The organism is Nocardia nova (genome assembly GCF_002933465.1).
GTDB lineage: Bacteria > Actinomycetota > Actinomycetes > Mycobacteriales > Mycobacteriaceae > Nocardia > Nocardia nova_B.
In genome coordinates this window covers 107481-122897 of record NZ_PSZE01000019.1, presented here as the reverse complement: position 1 = coordinate 122897, position 15417 = coordinate 107481, and the positions used below count along the sequence as shown (strand labels likewise).

Here is a 15417-nt window from a genome sequence, read left to right as displayed (position 1 = left end):
CCGGTTGATGTCGATGATGGCGGTGAGGTTGCCGAGCCGGTAGTAGCCGGCCTTGTCCAGGGCCTCCCACATGGAGCCTTCCGCGGTTTCGCTGTCCCCGCACAGCACCCACACGTGATAGGGCAACATGTCCAGGCGCTTGCCTGCCAGACACACCCCGACCGCGTCGGGCAAGCCCTGACCGAGCGAGCCGGTCACGACGTCCACCCAGGGCAGTATCGGGGTGGGGTGGCCCTGCAGCCGGGACCCGAGCTGCCGGTAGGTTTTGATCAACTCGTTCTCGTCCACCACGTCGGCGGCACGGAACATCGAGTACAACAGCGGGGACGCGTGGCCCTTGGAGAAGATCAGGTGATCGTTGGCTGGCAGGTCGGGGCGGTGCCAGTCGTAATGCAGGTGCCCGACCATCAGCACGGCCATCAGGTCCGCAGCCGACAGCGACGAGGTGGGGTGCCCGGAACCGGCGCGGGTGCTGCAGCGGATCGAGTCCACCCGCAACTGCGCGGCCAGGCGCCCGGCGAGCTCGATTTGTGCGGCCGTCATCGCCGTGGTCATGACCGCGCCACCGGTACTGTGGTGACCTCGGCCAGGGGTACGGCGGGGTCGGCCAGTGTGTCTCGGTCCACGGGGCCGCCGGTACGGACCAGGGCCGCGATCGTGTCGGTGACGTCCCAGACATTGACATTCATGCCAGCCAACACCCGCCCGTGACGCAGCCAAAACGCAACGTACTCACCCTTTTTCACATCGCCGCGGAAAACGACCTCGTCGTAGTCGCCATTGGCGACGTAGCCGGAGTACTCCATGCCCATCTCGTACTGGTCGGAGTAGAAGTACGGCACATGGTCATAGACCGCGTCACGGCCCAGCATGGTGGCCGCGGCCACCGCCGGCTGGTTGAGCGCCGCGGACCAGTGCTCCAGGCGCAGATGCGTCCCCAGGTGCGGATAGTAGGCGTTGGCGACGTCCCCGGCCGCGACCACGTCGGGGTCGCTGGTGGCTAGGCGTTCGTCGACGACGATGCCGTTGTCGACATGCAGGCCGGCCGCCTCGGCCAGTTCGGTGTCGGGACTGATGCCCACCCCGACCACGACCGCGTCGGCCTCGATGACGCTGCCGTCCGCCAGGCGGACGCCGTTGGCTCGACCACCATCGCCGGTGATCTCGGCGACCGTGACACCCGAGCGCAGGGCGACGCCGTGCGCCCGGTGCAGATCGGCGTAGATCTCGGCCATCTCGCGGCCCAGCACGCGCAGCAGCGGCAGCTCGCCCCTCTCGATCACGGTGACCTCGCAGCCCGCCGCGCGCGCCGCCGCGGCGGTTTCCAGCCCGATCCACCCGCCCCCGATGATCGCCACCCGATCCGCGGCGGCAAACGCCGCCTTGATGGCCTCACACTGCTCGAGCCGCCGCAGGCAGAACACGCCGTCGAGCTCGGCGCCGGGCACGCTCAACCGCCGAGCGACCGACCCGGTGCACAGCAGCAGCTTGTCATAGCCGATCCGCTCACCACCGGCGACGCTGACCCGGTGAGCGGCGAGATCGAGCCCGGTTGCCCCGGTACTCAGCCGCAGCGCAACGTCGTGCTCGGCGTACCAGGTTTGCGGGTGGACGTAGATCTTGTCCTTCTCCGACTTGCCCTGCAGATAGTCCTTCGACAGCGGAGGCCGATTGTAGGGGCGCTCACTCTCCTCGCAGAGCAGGACGATCCGACCGGGAAAGCCTTGCGTGCGTAGCGATTCGGCCGCTGTGGCGCCGGCCAAGCCGCCGCCCACGATGACGAATGTTTGCTGTTCGGTGCTCATATCTCGCCCCGTCCTTGTTTGTGTGTCTAGATCGTTTGCCGGTAGCCGAAGAACTCGTGGTCCTCGTTGTAGCCGCCGTAGCCGCCGCCGATATCGGAGAAGTGCGCCACGAACTCGATGCCCTGGATCCACTTGACCTGTTTGAAGCCGAGCTGGGACTCGTTGCGCAGCCGCAGCGGGGCGCCGTGGCCGAACGTCAGCGGCTCACCGTTCATGTCGTAGGCGAGCATCGTGAGGTGGTAGCTCATCTGCTCGATGGGGTGCGCGTCGTAGTAGAGGCCCTTGTCAGGGCCCTCGGCGAGCGAGTAGAACACCACCCACTTCGCTTCCGGCCGCGGTTCGACCAGGTCAAGGATGGTGTGCATCGACACCCCGCCCCACTTGGCGATCCCCGACCAGCCCTGGATGCAGAAGTGCTGGGTGATCTGCTCATGGTGCGGCAGCGCCCGCAGCTGGGCCAGGCTCAACTCGGCAGGTTTCTCGACCAGGCCGGTGATCCGCAGCCGGTAGTCGGCGAAGCCGCCGTCGAGCAAGGCGGTGTACTCCGCCGAATCGGGATACAGCCCGTTGTGCCAGAAGTACGGCGAGATGTCTTTTTCCGTGTACTCCCCGGGCGTCGCGTCCAGGTGTTCGAACAGCCGCTGCGCCGGCCCGATCAGCGCGAACCCGACCCGCTGCACCACCCGGGGGTGACGCAGCGTGAACGGGGTCGCCGCCACCCAGCCCACGACGACCACCACCATCGACGCGGCGAACACCGCGAAACCCGCCCAATCCGTCGCGTCGCGCCCGGCGTAGATGTGGTTGAGATTGCGCAGCAGACCCGTCATGAACACCAACGCGACGTGAACGGTGATGAACAACAGGAACCACACCAGCACCAGGAAATGCATCGAGCGAGCCAGCTGAATACTGAACAATTTGCTGACTGGCTTGAACCGGGTCGACAGCGCCGGGGACATGCCCAGCCCCGTCAGCAACGCCAGCGGCGCCGCGATGAAGATCGTGATGAAGTAGGCGATCAACTGCAGGCTGTTGTAGGCCACCCAGCCGTTCTCCACCGGCCACTGCAACGACAGGTACTGGATCAGCACCGACACCGCGTTCGGGAACACCGACCAGCTGGTGGGCACCACATGCCGCCACTGCCCGGTCGTGAACAGCAGCACGTAGAAGACCACACCGTTGAGCAGCCACAGGGTGTTCACGCCCAGATGCCACCAGCGGGCCAGCCCGATCGAGTGCCGGATGCCTGGTAACCCGACCTGGCCTGGCAGGCTGATGGAATCCTTCTTCGCCGTCCACAGCGGGTCGACCGGAACCGGGCGCTGGATGCGGAACCAGTCCCGCCCCGGGGTGCTGTGCCGGGTCCAGTACAGCCGCGGATGATCGCTGAGGATCTGCAGCCCGGAACGGATGACGAAGATCAGCAGGAACAGGTTGAAGAAGTGCTGCACGCCTACCCAGACCGGCAGCCCTGGATGGACAGTGCTCGGCGAAATGACGGTCCCGGGGTTGTCGGCGATGAACTGCTGCACCGAGGTCATATCCCGCAGGCCCTTGGCCACGGCGACCGCGACGATCAAGACCACGAATCCGATCGGCAGCAACCACAACAGGTTGAACCACCTGCTCTGGCCGACCCGCAGCCGCGGAGCGATCCCGCTGGCTTGCGGGATCGAGCCGGCCCAGCTCGCCGGATCGACGACGTCGGAGCCGGTGCGTAGCCGTGACCGGAACCCGGGCGGCGCCTGGCCGTCGTCGTCGGCGGGCTGGTCGGTGCGACGTTCGGTCATCAGCATTCCTGGAGGGGGAGGGGGAGGGGGAGGCGGTCAGGTGGTCAGGGCCGCCTCAGCTGTCGGCTGCCGACCAGGCCGGCTGCCACCCCTGATGGCCACGCAGCAGGTCGTCGGCCTCGAGCGGTCCCCACGTGCCGCGCTGGTAGGGGCGGATCGGCGCGGGGTGGTCGAGCAGCGGTTGCACGATGCGCCAGGTCTGCTCGACGCTGTCCTCGCGGGCGAACAGGTGGCGGTCGCCGACCATCGCCGCGTGCAGGAGCCGTTCATAGGGTTCCAGCGGCTCGCCGAATTCCTCGGTGAACGAGGTGTCCAAGTGCACCGGGCGCCACGAGTCGCCGGCCCGGGCCGCGATCTGCACGCGCAGGCCCGCGTCGGGATCGATGCGCAGCACGATCTGGTTCGGTTCGATCTGCATCGGATTGTGCAGAAAGGTCAACCGTGGGGTGCGGTGCAGGATCAGCCGGACCTCGGTGACCCGGTCCGGGAGCGCCTTGCCGGCGCGCAGAAAGATCGGCACCCCGAACCAGCGCCAGTTGTCGATCTCGAGGCGCAGCGCCACGAACGTCTCGGTGCTCGATTCTTTCGCCACCCCGGGCACCTCGGTGTACCCGTCGTACTGCCCGCGCACGACGTGGCGCGGATCCGCCGCCGGCATCGCCCGGAACACCTCGGCCTTCTTGTCACGCAACTCATCGCCGCCGGCACCGGCCGGCGGCTCCATCGCGACCAGCGCCAGCACCTGCATCAGGTGGTTCTGCACCACGTCACGCAACGCGCCGACCGCGTCGTAGAACGCGCCGCGGTCCTCGACACCGAAATTCTCGGCCATGGTGATCTGCACGCTGGACACGCTGCGCCGATCCCAGAGCTCCGCGAAGGCGAGGTTGGCGAAACGCAGGTACTCCAGTTCGATCACCGGTTCCTTGCCCAGAAAATGGTCCACTCGCAGGATCTGCTCCTCGGCGAGCACCCGGTGCAGCCGGGCGTTCAGCTGCCGGGCGGAGTCCAGGTCGTGCCCGAACGGCTTCTCCACCGCGACCCGCGCGTGTTCGGCCAAGCCGGCCCTGCCCAGGTGCTCCACGATCGGCCCGAACAAGACCGGCGGCATCTCCAGGTAGTAGAGCGGTCTCTGGTGGGCAGCGACCTGCTTTGCCAACCGGTCATACAGTGTGTCGTCGGTGACGTCACCGTGCAGATAGGACAGTCGTGCGGCGAGGTGGTCGAACACCGCGTCATCGACCTGTTCCCCGGCACCCGCGATCGCCTCGCGGGCACGTTCCACCAGCTGCTCGACCGGCAGGTCGTCCGCGGCGACACCGATGATCGGGCAGTCGAGCAGCCGGCGCCGCTCCAACCTGTACAGCGCGCGGAACGTCATCTTGTGCGCCAGATCCCCGGTGATCCCGAAGATCACCAGCAAATCCGCCACTCCACCATGACTGTCAGACGTGATCGCTCACCCCGGACCGGCGGCAGGCCCGCCGTCCTCGGCCTGCCGCCGGTGATGGTCGTGTAAACGCATCACGTCGTCACCTCGATTCCTGCAAGCACACGGCCTAACACGACGCAGGGGCCCCGGGGTCAGGTCGCCGGAGATCGTGACGAGATGCCGCGGTCGTGGCCCGGCCTGTTCGTTGCCGCATAGAGCATCGTCTGGAGCGGCGGAGCGTCATTGCTTGTCGCGGCGGGGAGAGAACGTTCATGGTGATCTCAGCGAGAAGTGGTCACCAGCGGGTCCGGCACCGAACTCATGCTCGCCACGGTCAGCGGCGAACAACTGACCTCACTGCGGGACCGACTGGCTGGCACAACTCAACCTACGCCGAAGCTCCGGCCCTCGTCGAGGTTCTCGCGCTTCGGCTGCGCGTTCGCAGGGGTGCGCTGTGCTCGCCGATTCGTCCTGAAGCGTATTCGCCGGCGACGGTCTCCCCTACGGTCAGGGCAATTTGGCGACGGTCAACAGCACCGCGGAATCCTCCAACGCTTCCAGGCTGTGACGGCCCGCCGGCGCGATCACCAGGTCGCCGGTGCGGGCCTCCCACGAGTTGTCAGCACAGGTCAACCGGACCCGGCCGGACAAGACCAGCATCGTGGCCTCACCGGGGTTGGGGTGGTCACCGAGACGAGCGCCCGCGATCATGCCGATCACCGTCTGACGCAAGACCTTCTCGTGTCCGCCATAGACGGTGTCGGCGGTATGCCCGCCACCGCGGGCGGCAGCCTGTTCGATCTGCTGGCGGGCGAGAGCTTCCAGAGAGACACGTTGCATACCTGCAGTTTGCCCGGTCGACCGCTCGGCCCGACTGGCCGAGCCCGATGTCGGTCGGCAAACGGCCACCCGGTCAGCAGCACGCCCTTCTCGTACTGGGTTACCACTCGCACCGCCAGCGACAGGCCGATCAGGGCCAGGATCACGACGACAACCACAATGACGATAACGATGGCCATGACACGTCCTCGCAGGAGCGGTCACCGGGCAGCCAGCGAGGGTCCGCTCGCCCAGTTGTGGGCCAGCGTCGCGGCCACCCCGGTTCCAAATACCGAAGCGGTACTCAACACGACGATATGCCCGCGCGCGTTCACAGTCGATGCCCGAGTCGGGCGTCCCGGTTCGGCGGACATCGGAATTCGGCTGCAAACACCACAGTGAGGGCGCAAACTGCACAGGTGTGCCGCAAGTCGCTGGACGCCTCGAATGGTCGCGCGCGCAGATCGGCGCCGCCGTGACGCTGGGCCTGCCCGACGGGATCCGGGCGTGTCTGTTCGATCTCGACGGTGTGCTCACCGACACCGCCCGGGTGCATGCCGCGGCGTGGAAGGAAATGTTCGACGCCTACCTGCGAGCCCGGGCAGCACGAGAGCACTCATCGTTCGTGGCGTTCGACCCGGTCGCCGACTACGACGCCTACGTCGACGGCAAACCCCGCGCCGACGGCACCCGCGCGTTCCTGGCCTCTCGTGGGATCGACCTGCCTGAGGACGACCCCGATGATCCACTGGACGTCGAGACGGTGGAGGGTCTGGGGAACCGCAAGAACGAGATCGTGCTGCGCAGGATTCGGCGCGACGGGGTGCGGGCGTATCCGGGGTCGGTGACCTATGTGGAAGCGGTGCGTGCGGTCGGGCTGCGGCGGGCGGTGGTGTCGTCGAGCACGAACTGCCGCGACATACTGGTGGCCGCGCACATCGAAGACCTGTTCGATCAGCGTATCGACGGGGTCACCGCGCAGCGGGAGAAGTTGGCGGGCAAACCGGCGCCGGACACGTTCCTCGCCGCCGCGCGTGCACTCGGGGTCGCACCGGATGCCGCGGCCGTGTTCGAGGATGCCCTCGCCGGTGTCGCCGCCGGTCGCGCCGGCGGCTTCGGCTACGTGGTCGGCGTCGACCGTGTCGGTCAGGCCGCAGAGCTGATCGCGCACGGCGCCGACACCGTCGTCACCGACCTGGCCGAGTTGAGCGGGCGCCGATGATCAATCACCCCGCGTTCACGATCGAACCCTGGTGCCTGCGCGCGACCGGCCTCGACCTGGAAGTGCTCGCTCAAACCGAATCGGTGTTCGCGCTGTCCAACGGGCACATCGGCTGGCGCGCAAACCTGGACGAGGGTGAACCGCACGGTTTGCCCGGCAGCTACCTCAACGGTGTTCACGAGCTGCGAACCCTGCCCTACGCCGAGCCCGGCTATGGCTACCCCGAGTCCGGGCAGATGATCATCAACGTGACCAACGGCAAACTGATCCGGCTGCTCGTCGACGACGAACCATTCGACATCACCTACGGTCGGCTCGACGCCCACGAGTGGTGCCTGGACTTCCGAGACGGCGTCCTGCACCGCCGCACCGACTGGACCTCCCCGGCCGATTGCGCGGTGCGCGTGTCCTCGACCCGCATGGTGTCGTTGGCGCACCGGGCGATTGCCGCGATCCGGTACCGGGTGCAGGCTCTCGACCGGCCGGTGCGCGTGGTCATCCAATCCGAACTGGTCGCCAACGAAGCGCTACCGGCGGCGAACGGTGACCCGCGTGCCGCGGCCGAGCAAGTGCCGTTGATCGGCGAAGAACACGCCGCCAAGGGCACCCGCGCAGGGTTGGTGCATTCCACCGGGCGCAGCGGCTTGCGCATCGCCGTCGTGATGGACCACGCCGTCGACGGACCCGACAACACGCAGGTGGAATCGGAAAGCTTCCCGCACCTGGGCCGCGTCACCGTCACCGCGGAACTTCACCCCGGCCAACGGCTGCGGTTGGACAAGTTCGTCGCCTACGGCTGGTCAGGAACCCGCTCCCTGCCCGCGGTGCGCGATCAGGCCGATGCCGCCCTCGCCGGCGCACGACGGACGGGCTGGGACGGCTTGGCCGCCGCGCAACGCGCCTACCTCGACGACTTCTGGTCCCGGGCCGACATCGAACTCGACGGCGATACGGAGATCCAGCAAGCGGTGCGGTTCTCGCTATTCCACGTGCTGCAGGCCGCCGCGCGCGCCGAAGGCCGCGCGATCCCCGCGAAGGGTCTCACCGGTCCCGGCTACAACGGACACAGCTTCTGGGATACCGAGGCATACGTGCTGCCGGTGCTGACCCAGGTCGCCCCCGACGCCGCAGCACACGCGTTGCGGTGGCGACACTCCACTCTGCCGATGGCCACGGCCCGTGCCGCCCAGCTCGGGCTGGCCGGTGCCGCGTTCCCGTGGCGCACAATCCACGGCGAAGAGTGCTCGAGCTACTGGCCGGCGGGCACGGACGCCTTCCACATCAACGCCGCCATTGCCGACGCGGTGATCCGCTACATCCACACCACCGGTGATGACGCGTTCGAATGCGACGTCGGACTCGAACTGCTCACCGAAACCGCCCGGCTTTGGGCGGCGTTGGGCCACCATGACACCGTCGGCCGCTTCCGCATCGACGGGGTCACCGGCCCCGACGAGTACAGTGCCGTCGCCGACAACAACGTCTACACCAACCTGATGGCCCAACAGAACCTGCGCGCCGCCGCCGACGCCGCCGACCGCCATCCCGACACCGCCCGCGACCTCGGGATCGATGACGAGGAAACCGCCCGATGGCGCGACGCCGCCGACGCCATGTATATCCCCTACGACGAGACGCTCGGCGTTCACCCGCAGGCCGAGGGCTTCACCGCCCACCAGATCTGGGACTTCGACACCACTACCGCAGAAAAATATCCGCTGCTGCTGCACTACCCGTACTTCGACCTGTACCGCAAACAGGTGGTCAAACAAGCCGACCTGGTCCTGGCCATGCACCGCCGCACCGACGCCTTCACCCCCGAGCAGAAAGCCCGCAATTTCGCTTACTACGAACGACTCACCGTCCGCGACTCGTCACTGTCCGCCTGCACCCAAGCGGTCCTCGCCGCCGAGGTCGGCCACACCGGCTTGGCCTACGACTACCTCGCCGAAGCCGCCCTCATGGACCTCGACGACCTCGAACACAACACCCGCGACGGCCTGCACATTGCCGCCCTCGCCAGCAGCTGGATCGCACTCATCGCCGGATTCGCCGGAATGCGAGACACCAACGGTGAGCTGTCCTTCGCGCCACGCCTACCCGAAGCACTGACCCGCCTCGCCTTCACCGTCACGATGCGCGGGCGACGCCTCACCGTCGACATCACGGCCACCACCGCGACTTACACCCTCCAATCCGGTCAACCGATCCGCACCACCCACCATGGACAGCAGATCACCGTGGCCACCGAGGCCCCGATCACCCGACCGATCCCAGACCCCACGACAACAACCCCGCGCCCGACCCAGCCGCCCGGGCGCGCCCCCGCCCCGCGAAGCCGCACATAGTGAACGACACGAAACCTATTGGGCACCGGTAAAATCGGGCAGGGCGTAGCGTGAATGGCCTGGGTAGTGCTTCTCGAAAGAGGGGACCGAATGTGAGTACCGCGGCACGGATCGCCTCCTGCTTGATGCGAGTGTCCGACCTCGAGCGTTCCGTGGACTTCTACCGCGACGTGTTCCGGTGCAACATTGCGATTCACGAACCGGACGCGGCGCTTCTGTTGACGCCGGACGGCTTCCAGCTCTACCTGCGTACACACGAGGCACACAACGCACGCGATATCAATGACGTGGGCGTCGAGCAGATCATCTGGTCCGCGGGCAGCGAGAAAGAACTGCGACAGATCGAACAACGCCTGCGCGCCCACTATCCCAGCACGTACGCCAATACCCTGAACGGAATCACTTTCGTCGAGGGCGTCGATCCCGACGACATTCGCGTACTGATCACCTACCCGACTCCCGACCAGCTTCCACGCGAGGTCATCGACCGACGATTCCGGTGATGGGGCACCGAGACTTGATCACTTGAATTGCTGGGCGTCGCGAACGCCACGACAGCCACCTCCGCCCGAGGGACGCCAGTCCGTTCAGAAGTCAATCGCCTCAGGCTACTCTGGGCACAGCGACCGGCTCCAGGAGCAGCTGACTCGCATTGGGTCAGGGTCGAAGACACTAACGAGTGGGTGTGGCGCCGGATGGGGTCCCCGGGGCCGGTGGGTACGGACGGGTCCGTGGGCCCTGTCGCGACACCGGGACTGCAGCGAACGCATCTGGCCACAGTCCCACTGCCACACCTCGCAGCAGATCGCGGTTTCGGAAGGATTGTCCGAGAACAGGATTCGTCAGATCATCGACGAAGAGGCGGATTCTACGATCCCTCGACCGGCGACCACCAACCGGAATGGCGCAACCCCGGCGATGCGCCTGACCACCGAGAGCGGCCAGTAGGGATCGTTCCGGAGTTTCCGCCGAGAAGTCTAATGCGCGTGTCCACCTGAGCGTTGGCTCAGCAGCGAAGGGCGGAAACCTCAGCCGCGCTCGCCACTGCCTGCGTAGGATTTGTTGCCAGACAATGAATCCCCGGACAGCGCGGCGTAGGAGATTCCCGGGTCGTGCGGCTGCTGATCGCCGGGTTCCGGGTTCGGCGGCTCTCGGTGATCTTCGGGCAGTGCCGCTCCACCGGAGGGTGTGGATCGAATGGCGAGGACGGGCGGGTCGTGCTCACCGGCCATGTGGTCGACCCAGCGGATGAACTTTAGTGCCGATCCCGCGAACATCCTGCGAACATCTTGGAAGGCGCGTACATCGTGGCCGCCGGTGGTGTCGATCGGTTCGCCGCCGTGAAATCCCCAGCCGCCCCGGGTGAACCAGCAATGCACCGGCAGCAGCGGTGCGCCGGCGTCGATCGCCAGCCGGGCCGGACCGGCGGGCATGCGAGCCGAAGGCAACCGGAACGTTTCGCACCAATAGCGGGCGTAGGAGCGCATGCTCGCGTGTACGAGGTCGTCCGGCACCTGCGAGGCAGTGGTGGCCAGCACTCTGGGGTGGCCAGCACTCTGGCCAGGTTGCGCCGTAGCTGAACCGGACCACCGTTTCTGGTCGCGCGATCGGCCGCGAGACCGAACAGGCCCAGCGCCCACCGCTGCGGCAGGGTACGCACCAACTGCCAACCGGCCGCGTAACCGAGATCGAGTGCGCGAGCCTTCGAGGTCAACGCCGGTCCTCCGAGCTCCATCGGCGCACCGCCGCCGCTCGGGTGGTGCGATCTCGTCGTTCTCCGGGACTGATCATCAGCAGTTCGTCCACGGTGGAGACGTCGCCGGTGGCGGATGCGGTGGTCATTGCGGCGAAGGCCTGTTGGTCGTCGGTATAGGGCGGGATCACCAGGAGGACCAGTCGACGGTCGCGGGTGCCCAGCATCTCGATCGTGTTGACGGTGCCGGTGCGGTGGCCTTCGAGGCGGACGGCCAGCCCCTCGATGACCAGATCGCTGGGCGCGCTCGCCCACTCACCGAGGCGGTAGGTGATCCGGCGAACTGGGCCGAGCCGACCGGCCACGGTCGCCAGCAGCGCGGGCAATTCGACCTCGAGATCATCGCTGCGCGGCCACCACGCCCCGTCCACGTAGCCGGTCTTCGCCGAGTCCGGTTTCAGCCGCACTCGCGGTGCTCGGTCGTCGACCGCGTCGGAGCTCTGCCGGTGCGCGCGGGCGTTGTCCTGTGTCATAGCGACGGTCCTCCTCGGTCGGGAATCGGCCGCGTCCCGGTGTCACGGCCCGGGCGGCGGGCCGACGTGTCCTGCCAACGCGAGGCGCATGCGCTCGCGTGCGACTTCGGGTGTCGTGCCCGCCGGAATGACGAGCAGCGCCAGGGAGGTGTCGTGCGCTCCGTAGAGGCGCATCACGTCGGGAGGCTGGTCGTCACTGGGACCGTGCACGCGGATGTGGTCGTCGGTGTCGATGCGTCGCTGGGCGATGCTGGTCGCGTTCCATTCGAAGCCGACGCGCATCGTGGGACCGAGGCGTGGGGTGACCGCGTTGATCAGGTCGTGTAGTTCGGACGTGAGGTTCGTGGTCCACGGCCACCAGGCGCCGTCGACATTTCCGGGGACGGCACCGCGTCCACGGAGCATCAAGCGCGGTGTCCGCGTGGGTGCCCGGAAAGGCTGCCGCCCGTTCTGTGCGGCCGTATCCGCTTCGAAGCCGGTGACGATGGGACGTCGTGCATGGAGGCGAGGCATGGTCTACTCCTGCCGCGGGGTGGCGGCGTCCGCCATCTCGGAGTCGGCGGTGATTCTGTCGGTGATCGGAAGGATCACGCGTAACACCGTGACCGTGGAATCGGCGCCGACGACATACATCGTGTTCCGCAAATGGAACCGGTAAGGCTCGAGGCTGATCGAATGCTCTCCCACAGTCACCTGCCGCGGCGGCGCGGACCAGCTGTTCGGGTCGAAGACGATCCGATCGACCGGGCTCAGCCGAGTCGCCAAGGCAGCCAACAGTTCCGGGAGCTCGGTAGGGAGGTCGGTAGATCTGGGCCACCACGCGCCATCGATGTAGTCCGCGTGGCGGCCTTCCGGCTTCAGACGCAGTCGCGGTGGGCGGTGGGTGACCGCAGGTTCGAGAGGTCCGTTCGAGGGTTGCGGCGGGGCGCTCGAGGTGTGTTCGGGTACGGGGTCGAGATAGCGCCGGATTGCTTCCGGGAAGGCCCTGGTCTTGTGTGCGAATGTGTGAGCGATGGCCATGGTGACCGGTCCCTTGCTGGTCGAGATGGAACGTGGCGGCCGAAATATTCGGCACTCGACCTGTGCCCGCGGCCGCATCGACGGCTCAGGACGCGGGCGTCGGTGCTCGAAGATGTGCGGTTCCTCCAGTAGACGCCGGTGGACAGGTTATGTCAACGTTGTAGGTCTACGCTTTATCGCTACCGAATTTTCCGCCGGCGAGTGAGGCTGCACCATGGACGAATCGTCACCGAACCTCCAAGGTTTCACCGACAGTGCCCACATCGGGCGTGGCGCGAACGGTCGTGTGGCCGGCCCGGTCACGCGCGCCGGAGTGCTGGCGGCCGCACTGGCGATCATCGACGACGACGGCGTGGAGGGGTTGTCGATGCGCCGTTTGGCCGAGGCGGTGGGCCGAGATCCGATGGTGATCTACCGGCATGTGCCGAACAAGGCGGCGGTGCTCGACGGGGTCGCCGAGATCGTCTTCGGGCAGCTGAGAGTGGACAGGTCCGACCCGGATTGGCGCGGGCGGTTGCGGACGATTGCTCGCGATTTCCGCGAACTGGCGCTGGCGCATCCGCGGGTGGTGCCGTTGCTGGTGACGCGACCACTGGCGACGCCGCTCGGGCAGCGTTCCCCAGCGGTCCTACGGCCGCTGGAGGACATACTGGCGTTGCTCACCCGTGCCGGCTTCTCCGGAGCAGATGCCCTGCACATCTATCGCGCGCTGTTCGGTTTCCTCTACGGCCATGTGCTCAATGAGCTGCAGGAATTGGTGGAACGCCCGGAAGAGTCGGACGAAGTACTGCGACTCGGCCTGCATCGGCTGCCGGTCACCGAGTTCCCGTTGCTGCGCCAACTCGCGCCGTTGCTGGCCGACTACGACGGTGAAGCCGAGTTGGAGCGGGGACTCGATATGCTACTGGCCGGCCTTACCGCCACCCTGCCGCACCTCGGCGCGGCTGCCGCCGCACCCGATATCGCTGTCGGCAGCAGAGAGAAGGGGTGACTGTCTCACCCGGCGGGCGGCAGACGGCCGAGTCGGCGTATCAACTCGAAAGTATCAGTGTCTCAACGAATTTCACCGATAAGCTTCGGCGTTCTTTGTGGGGTCGGCCACGACATCGCGGTCGGGCCGGAACTGTGTGACCGAAAACGGTCGGCCAGTGACTGCTCCGCGCGCACGCGTTCGCCGCTGGTTTCGATGTGTTGCCGGGTTCCATCCGGCGGATTCGTCACCGGCGCTTGCCTCCGGGCGCACCGTTCACGGTCGCCGACGCGTGGTAGCCGTCATCCACACCGATTCCGGGGTTGAGTGACGTGGGTGTGGGTAAGTCGAGGGCAGGTAACCGTGTCTCCCGGGAGACCGCAGTGCCGAGAGCGCGCCAGTTCAAATAAGCAGCTGGCGCGGTCGCCTTTGTCGGGCCTTCCGCTGCTTCGGCGGCCGAGCCTGCTCGTTACGGTGCGGGCGGTCCACTGCTTCCGGTGGCGCCTCGAGCGGGGTGTACCGGGTGTAGGCTCGAGGCATTCGGCGGCATCACGGGCGCTGACCAGCAGAGGTAGCGCCGTTCCCGAATTCGAAGTGCGTCCTCTTTCCGGTGGGTCGCGGCAGGAGCACGCCAGGATCGGCTTACTGGTCGTACCTCCGCACACCGACTCGGCAATCGCGCGCGCGATCCTGGCGGCCGCGGCAACGCCCGGCGCGTGTCCCGGATCCAGGACCTGCTGGCACCGCTGGACAGCCCCGCCCCGCGCGGACCGGCGTTCGACAGCGATCGGGACCCACAACGACGAGCAACGCTCATACCATCGGGCCCGGAGTGATCGGCCACCAAGGCAGTGCCCCGACCGCGCGTCCGCCACGACGAGGTGCCATCGGGCGCGCCCGCCATGCCGACGCACCCATGCCTCGATCCGAAATGCCTTCCGAGCCAACTCATTTCGCCGATCGTGATCAGCGCAAGCGCGGAATCCGACACGGACGGTCCAGCATGCACGATTCCATTCCCGCAGGTCGCCGGCAGGTGTCAGCGAGTAGGCTGGGCAACATCGGGAGGCACCTCGCATGCCGACCAGCCACGGTCGCATCGTCTCCGATTCGAATTCCGGCCCCTCGCGGAGGCTGTGACAGGAGCGTCTCATGACGGCACGCTCGACGAGTTCGCATCCCGCACCAGCTCGTCGCCTACCGCTCTCTACACCACGATTGCGTGTGCGTCCGCGCGGCGACGGCACCGGCCATGTCGACGGTGTCTGGTGGCCTCGCACGCAGGACCTCGCCGCCGAACTTCCGGGCCTGCTCACCGCCCTCCGGCCGCACCTGGGACCGGTACGGCGGGTCGTCTACGACCCCACCGGATGGTGGTCACCCTCTACTCGGCACCTCCAGCTCGGTAGTCATCGCATTCGCTTGGACCCCTATCGGTTCGAGCTGTTCAACACGATGTACGTGTGCAGTGCGCACGGCACTCTCGTCCTGCTGCAGGTAGTCCTCGCCACCACCGATGACAGCGTGGCGAACGCGGCACTGGCAGCGGTACCGGGCGCACGGAAATAAGTCGATCATGATTCGCGCCGGCGCTCCCGATTCTGGGGTCGCGCGTCGGTTGGTCGGCGGGCTCGGGGGGTGACGAGTGCCGCTCACCTGCGGTCCTCGGTTGGTTCCCGGCTGCCCGCCGACGGCTTCCGCGCAGCCGCTAAGTTGCTCGCCATTCTTAGCTGAAAGTGTAGACAGCCCTGGGCCGAGTTGTGTATGTTAATCAACATT

At 67.0% G+C, this 15417-nt stretch carries 13 protein-coding genes and 1 pseudogene; 5 read left to right on the top strand and 9 right to left on the bottom strand.

Translation table 11 applies throughout. The annotated features are described in order from the left end of the window. The 5 genes and pseudogenes from C5E41_RS22050 to C5E41_RS22030 form a co-directional block, all read right to left on the bottom strand. Positions 1-555 (bottom strand): annotated as a pseudogene (locus C5E41_RS22050) (transketolase); the annotation flags it as partial. Then, positions 552-1805 (bottom strand): NAD(P)/FAD-dependent oxidoreductase, encoded by a 1254-nt coding sequence (locus C5E41_RS22045; protein WP_104377668.1) that lies wholly within the window; start codon positions 1803-1805, stop codon positions 552-554. The gene C5E41_RS22045 and the pseudogene C5E41_RS22050, both read right to left, overlap by 4 nt. A 26-nt stretch (positions 1806-1831) precedes the next feature. Continuing rightward, the gene (locus C5E41_RS22040) at positions 1832-3601 is read right to left on the bottom strand and encodes a molybdopterin-dependent oxidoreductase (RefSeq protein WP_104377693.1); all 1770 of its coding nucleotides are present in this window, start codon (positions 3599-3601) and stop codon (positions 1832-1834) included. Between the two features lie 55 nt (positions 3602-3656). Further along, the gene (locus tag C5E41_RS22035) at positions 3657-5057 is read right to left on the bottom strand and encodes a glucose-6-phosphate dehydrogenase (protein WP_104377667.1); all 1401 of its coding nucleotides are present in this window, start codon (positions 5055-5057) and stop codon (positions 3657-3659) included. A 483-nt stretch (positions 5058-5540) separates the two neighbouring features. Then, a complete protein-coding gene (locus C5E41_RS22030; RefSeq protein ID WP_104377666.1) occupies positions 5541-5873 on the bottom strand; it encodes a cupin domain-containing protein in 333 nt (110 codons plus the stop codon). A 400-nt stretch (positions 5874-6273) separates the two neighbouring features. Here C5E41_RS22030 and C5E41_RS22025 point away from each other — a divergent pair, with 400 nt between their 5' ends. From C5E41_RS22025 to C5E41_RS22015, 3 genes are all read left to right on the top strand, one after another. Then, positions 6274-7074 (top strand): beta-phosphoglucomutase family hydrolase, encoded by an 801-nt coding sequence (locus tag C5E41_RS22025; RefSeq protein ID WP_258081159.1) that lies wholly within the window; start codon positions 6274-6276, stop codon positions 7072-7074. Beyond that, entirely contained in the window at positions 7071-9422 is a 2352-nt protein-coding gene (locus tag C5E41_RS22020) for a glycoside hydrolase family 65 protein (protein ID WP_104377665.1), read from the top strand. The genes C5E41_RS22025 and C5E41_RS22020 overlap by 4 nt, the downstream gene beginning before the upstream one ends. 92 nt (positions 9423-9514) lie before the next feature. Further along, positions 9515-9925, top strand: a complete 411-nt coding sequence (locus tag C5E41_RS22015) for a VOC family protein (protein WP_308706079.1) — start codon at positions 9515-9517, stop codon at positions 9923-9925. Between the two features lie 525 nt (positions 9926-10450). Here C5E41_RS22015 and C5E41_RS36295 read toward each other — a convergent pair. The 4 genes from C5E41_RS36295 to C5E41_RS21995 all read right to left on the bottom strand — a co-directional run bounded on the left by C5E41_RS36295 (position 10451) and on the right by C5E41_RS21995 (position 12668). Continuing rightward, positions 10451-10960, bottom strand: coding sequence for a hypothetical protein (locus C5E41_RS36295; RefSeq protein WP_439956543.1), 510 nt, complete (start codon positions 10958-10960; stop codon positions 10451-10453). Positions 10961-11132: 172 nt separating this feature from the next. Further along, complete coding sequence (locus C5E41_RS22005) at positions 11133-11648, bottom strand: DUF5994 family protein (protein WP_104377664.1); 516 nt, start codon at positions 11646-11648, stop codon at positions 11133-11135. Positions 11649-11690: 42 nt separating this feature from the next. Beyond that, positions 11691-12161, bottom strand: a complete 471-nt coding sequence (locus tag C5E41_RS22000) for a DUF5994 family protein (RefSeq protein WP_219823224.1) — start codon at positions 12159-12161, stop codon at positions 11691-11693. Positions 12162-12164: 3 nt separating this feature from the next. After that, positions 12165-12668: a DUF5994 family protein gene (locus tag C5E41_RS21995; RefSeq protein ID WP_146097635.1), complete on the bottom strand. Its 504-nt coding sequence runs from the start codon at positions 12666-12668 to the stop codon at positions 12165-12167. 214 nt (positions 12669-12882) lie between these two features. On the opposite strand from C5E41_RS21995, the gene C5E41_RS21990 reads away from it, so the two are divergent. Further along, the gene (locus tag C5E41_RS21990) at positions 12883-13659 is read left to right on the top strand and encodes a TetR/AcrR family transcriptional regulator C-terminal domain-containing protein (RefSeq protein ID WP_104377662.1); all 777 of its coding nucleotides are present in this window, start codon (positions 12883-12885) and stop codon (positions 13657-13659) included. 1131 nt (positions 13660-14790) lie between these two features. Then, on the top strand, positions 14791-15207 hold the full coding sequence (locus tag C5E41_RS21985) for a DUF5994 family protein (RefSeq protein WP_146097634.1): 417 nt from the start codon (positions 14791-14793) through the stop codon (positions 15205-15207). The last annotated feature ends 210 nt before the right edge of the window (positions 15208-15417 follow it).

Coding starts and splice junctions, on each gene's coding strand:
- C5E41_RS21985 (WP_146097634.1), top strand. CDS start 14,791: ATGACGGCACGCTCGACGAGTTCGCATCCCGCACCAGCTCGTCGCCTA.
- C5E41_RS22045 (WP_104377668.1), bottom strand. CDS start 1,805: ATGAGCACCGAACAGCAAACATTCGTCATCGTGGGCGGCGGCTTGGCC.
- C5E41_RS21995 (WP_146097635.1), bottom strand. CDS start 12,668: ATGGCCATCGCTCACACATTCGCACACAAGACCAGGGCCTTCCCGGAA.
- C5E41_RS22005 (WP_104377664.1), bottom strand. CDS start 11,648: ATGACACAGGACAACGCCCGCGCGCACCGGCAGAGCTCCGACGCGGTC.
- C5E41_RS22020 (WP_104377665.1), top strand. CDS start 7,071: ATGATCAATCACCCCGCGTTCACGATCGAACCCTGGTGCCTGCGCGCG.
- C5E41_RS21990 (WP_104377662.1), top strand. CDS start 12,883: ATGGACGAATCGTCACCGAACCTCCAAGGTTTCACCGACAGTGCCCAC.
- C5E41_RS22000 (WP_219823224.1), bottom strand. CDS start 12,161: ATGCCTCGCCTCCATGCACGACGTCCCATCGTCACCGGCTTCGAAGCG.
- C5E41_RS22040 (WP_104377693.1), bottom strand. CDS start 3,601: ATGACCGAACGTCGCACCGACCAGCCCGCCGACGACGACGGCCAGGCG.
- C5E41_RS22030 (WP_104377666.1), bottom strand. CDS start 5,873: ATGCAACGTGTCTCTCTGGAAGCTCTCGCCCGCCAGCAGATCGAACAG.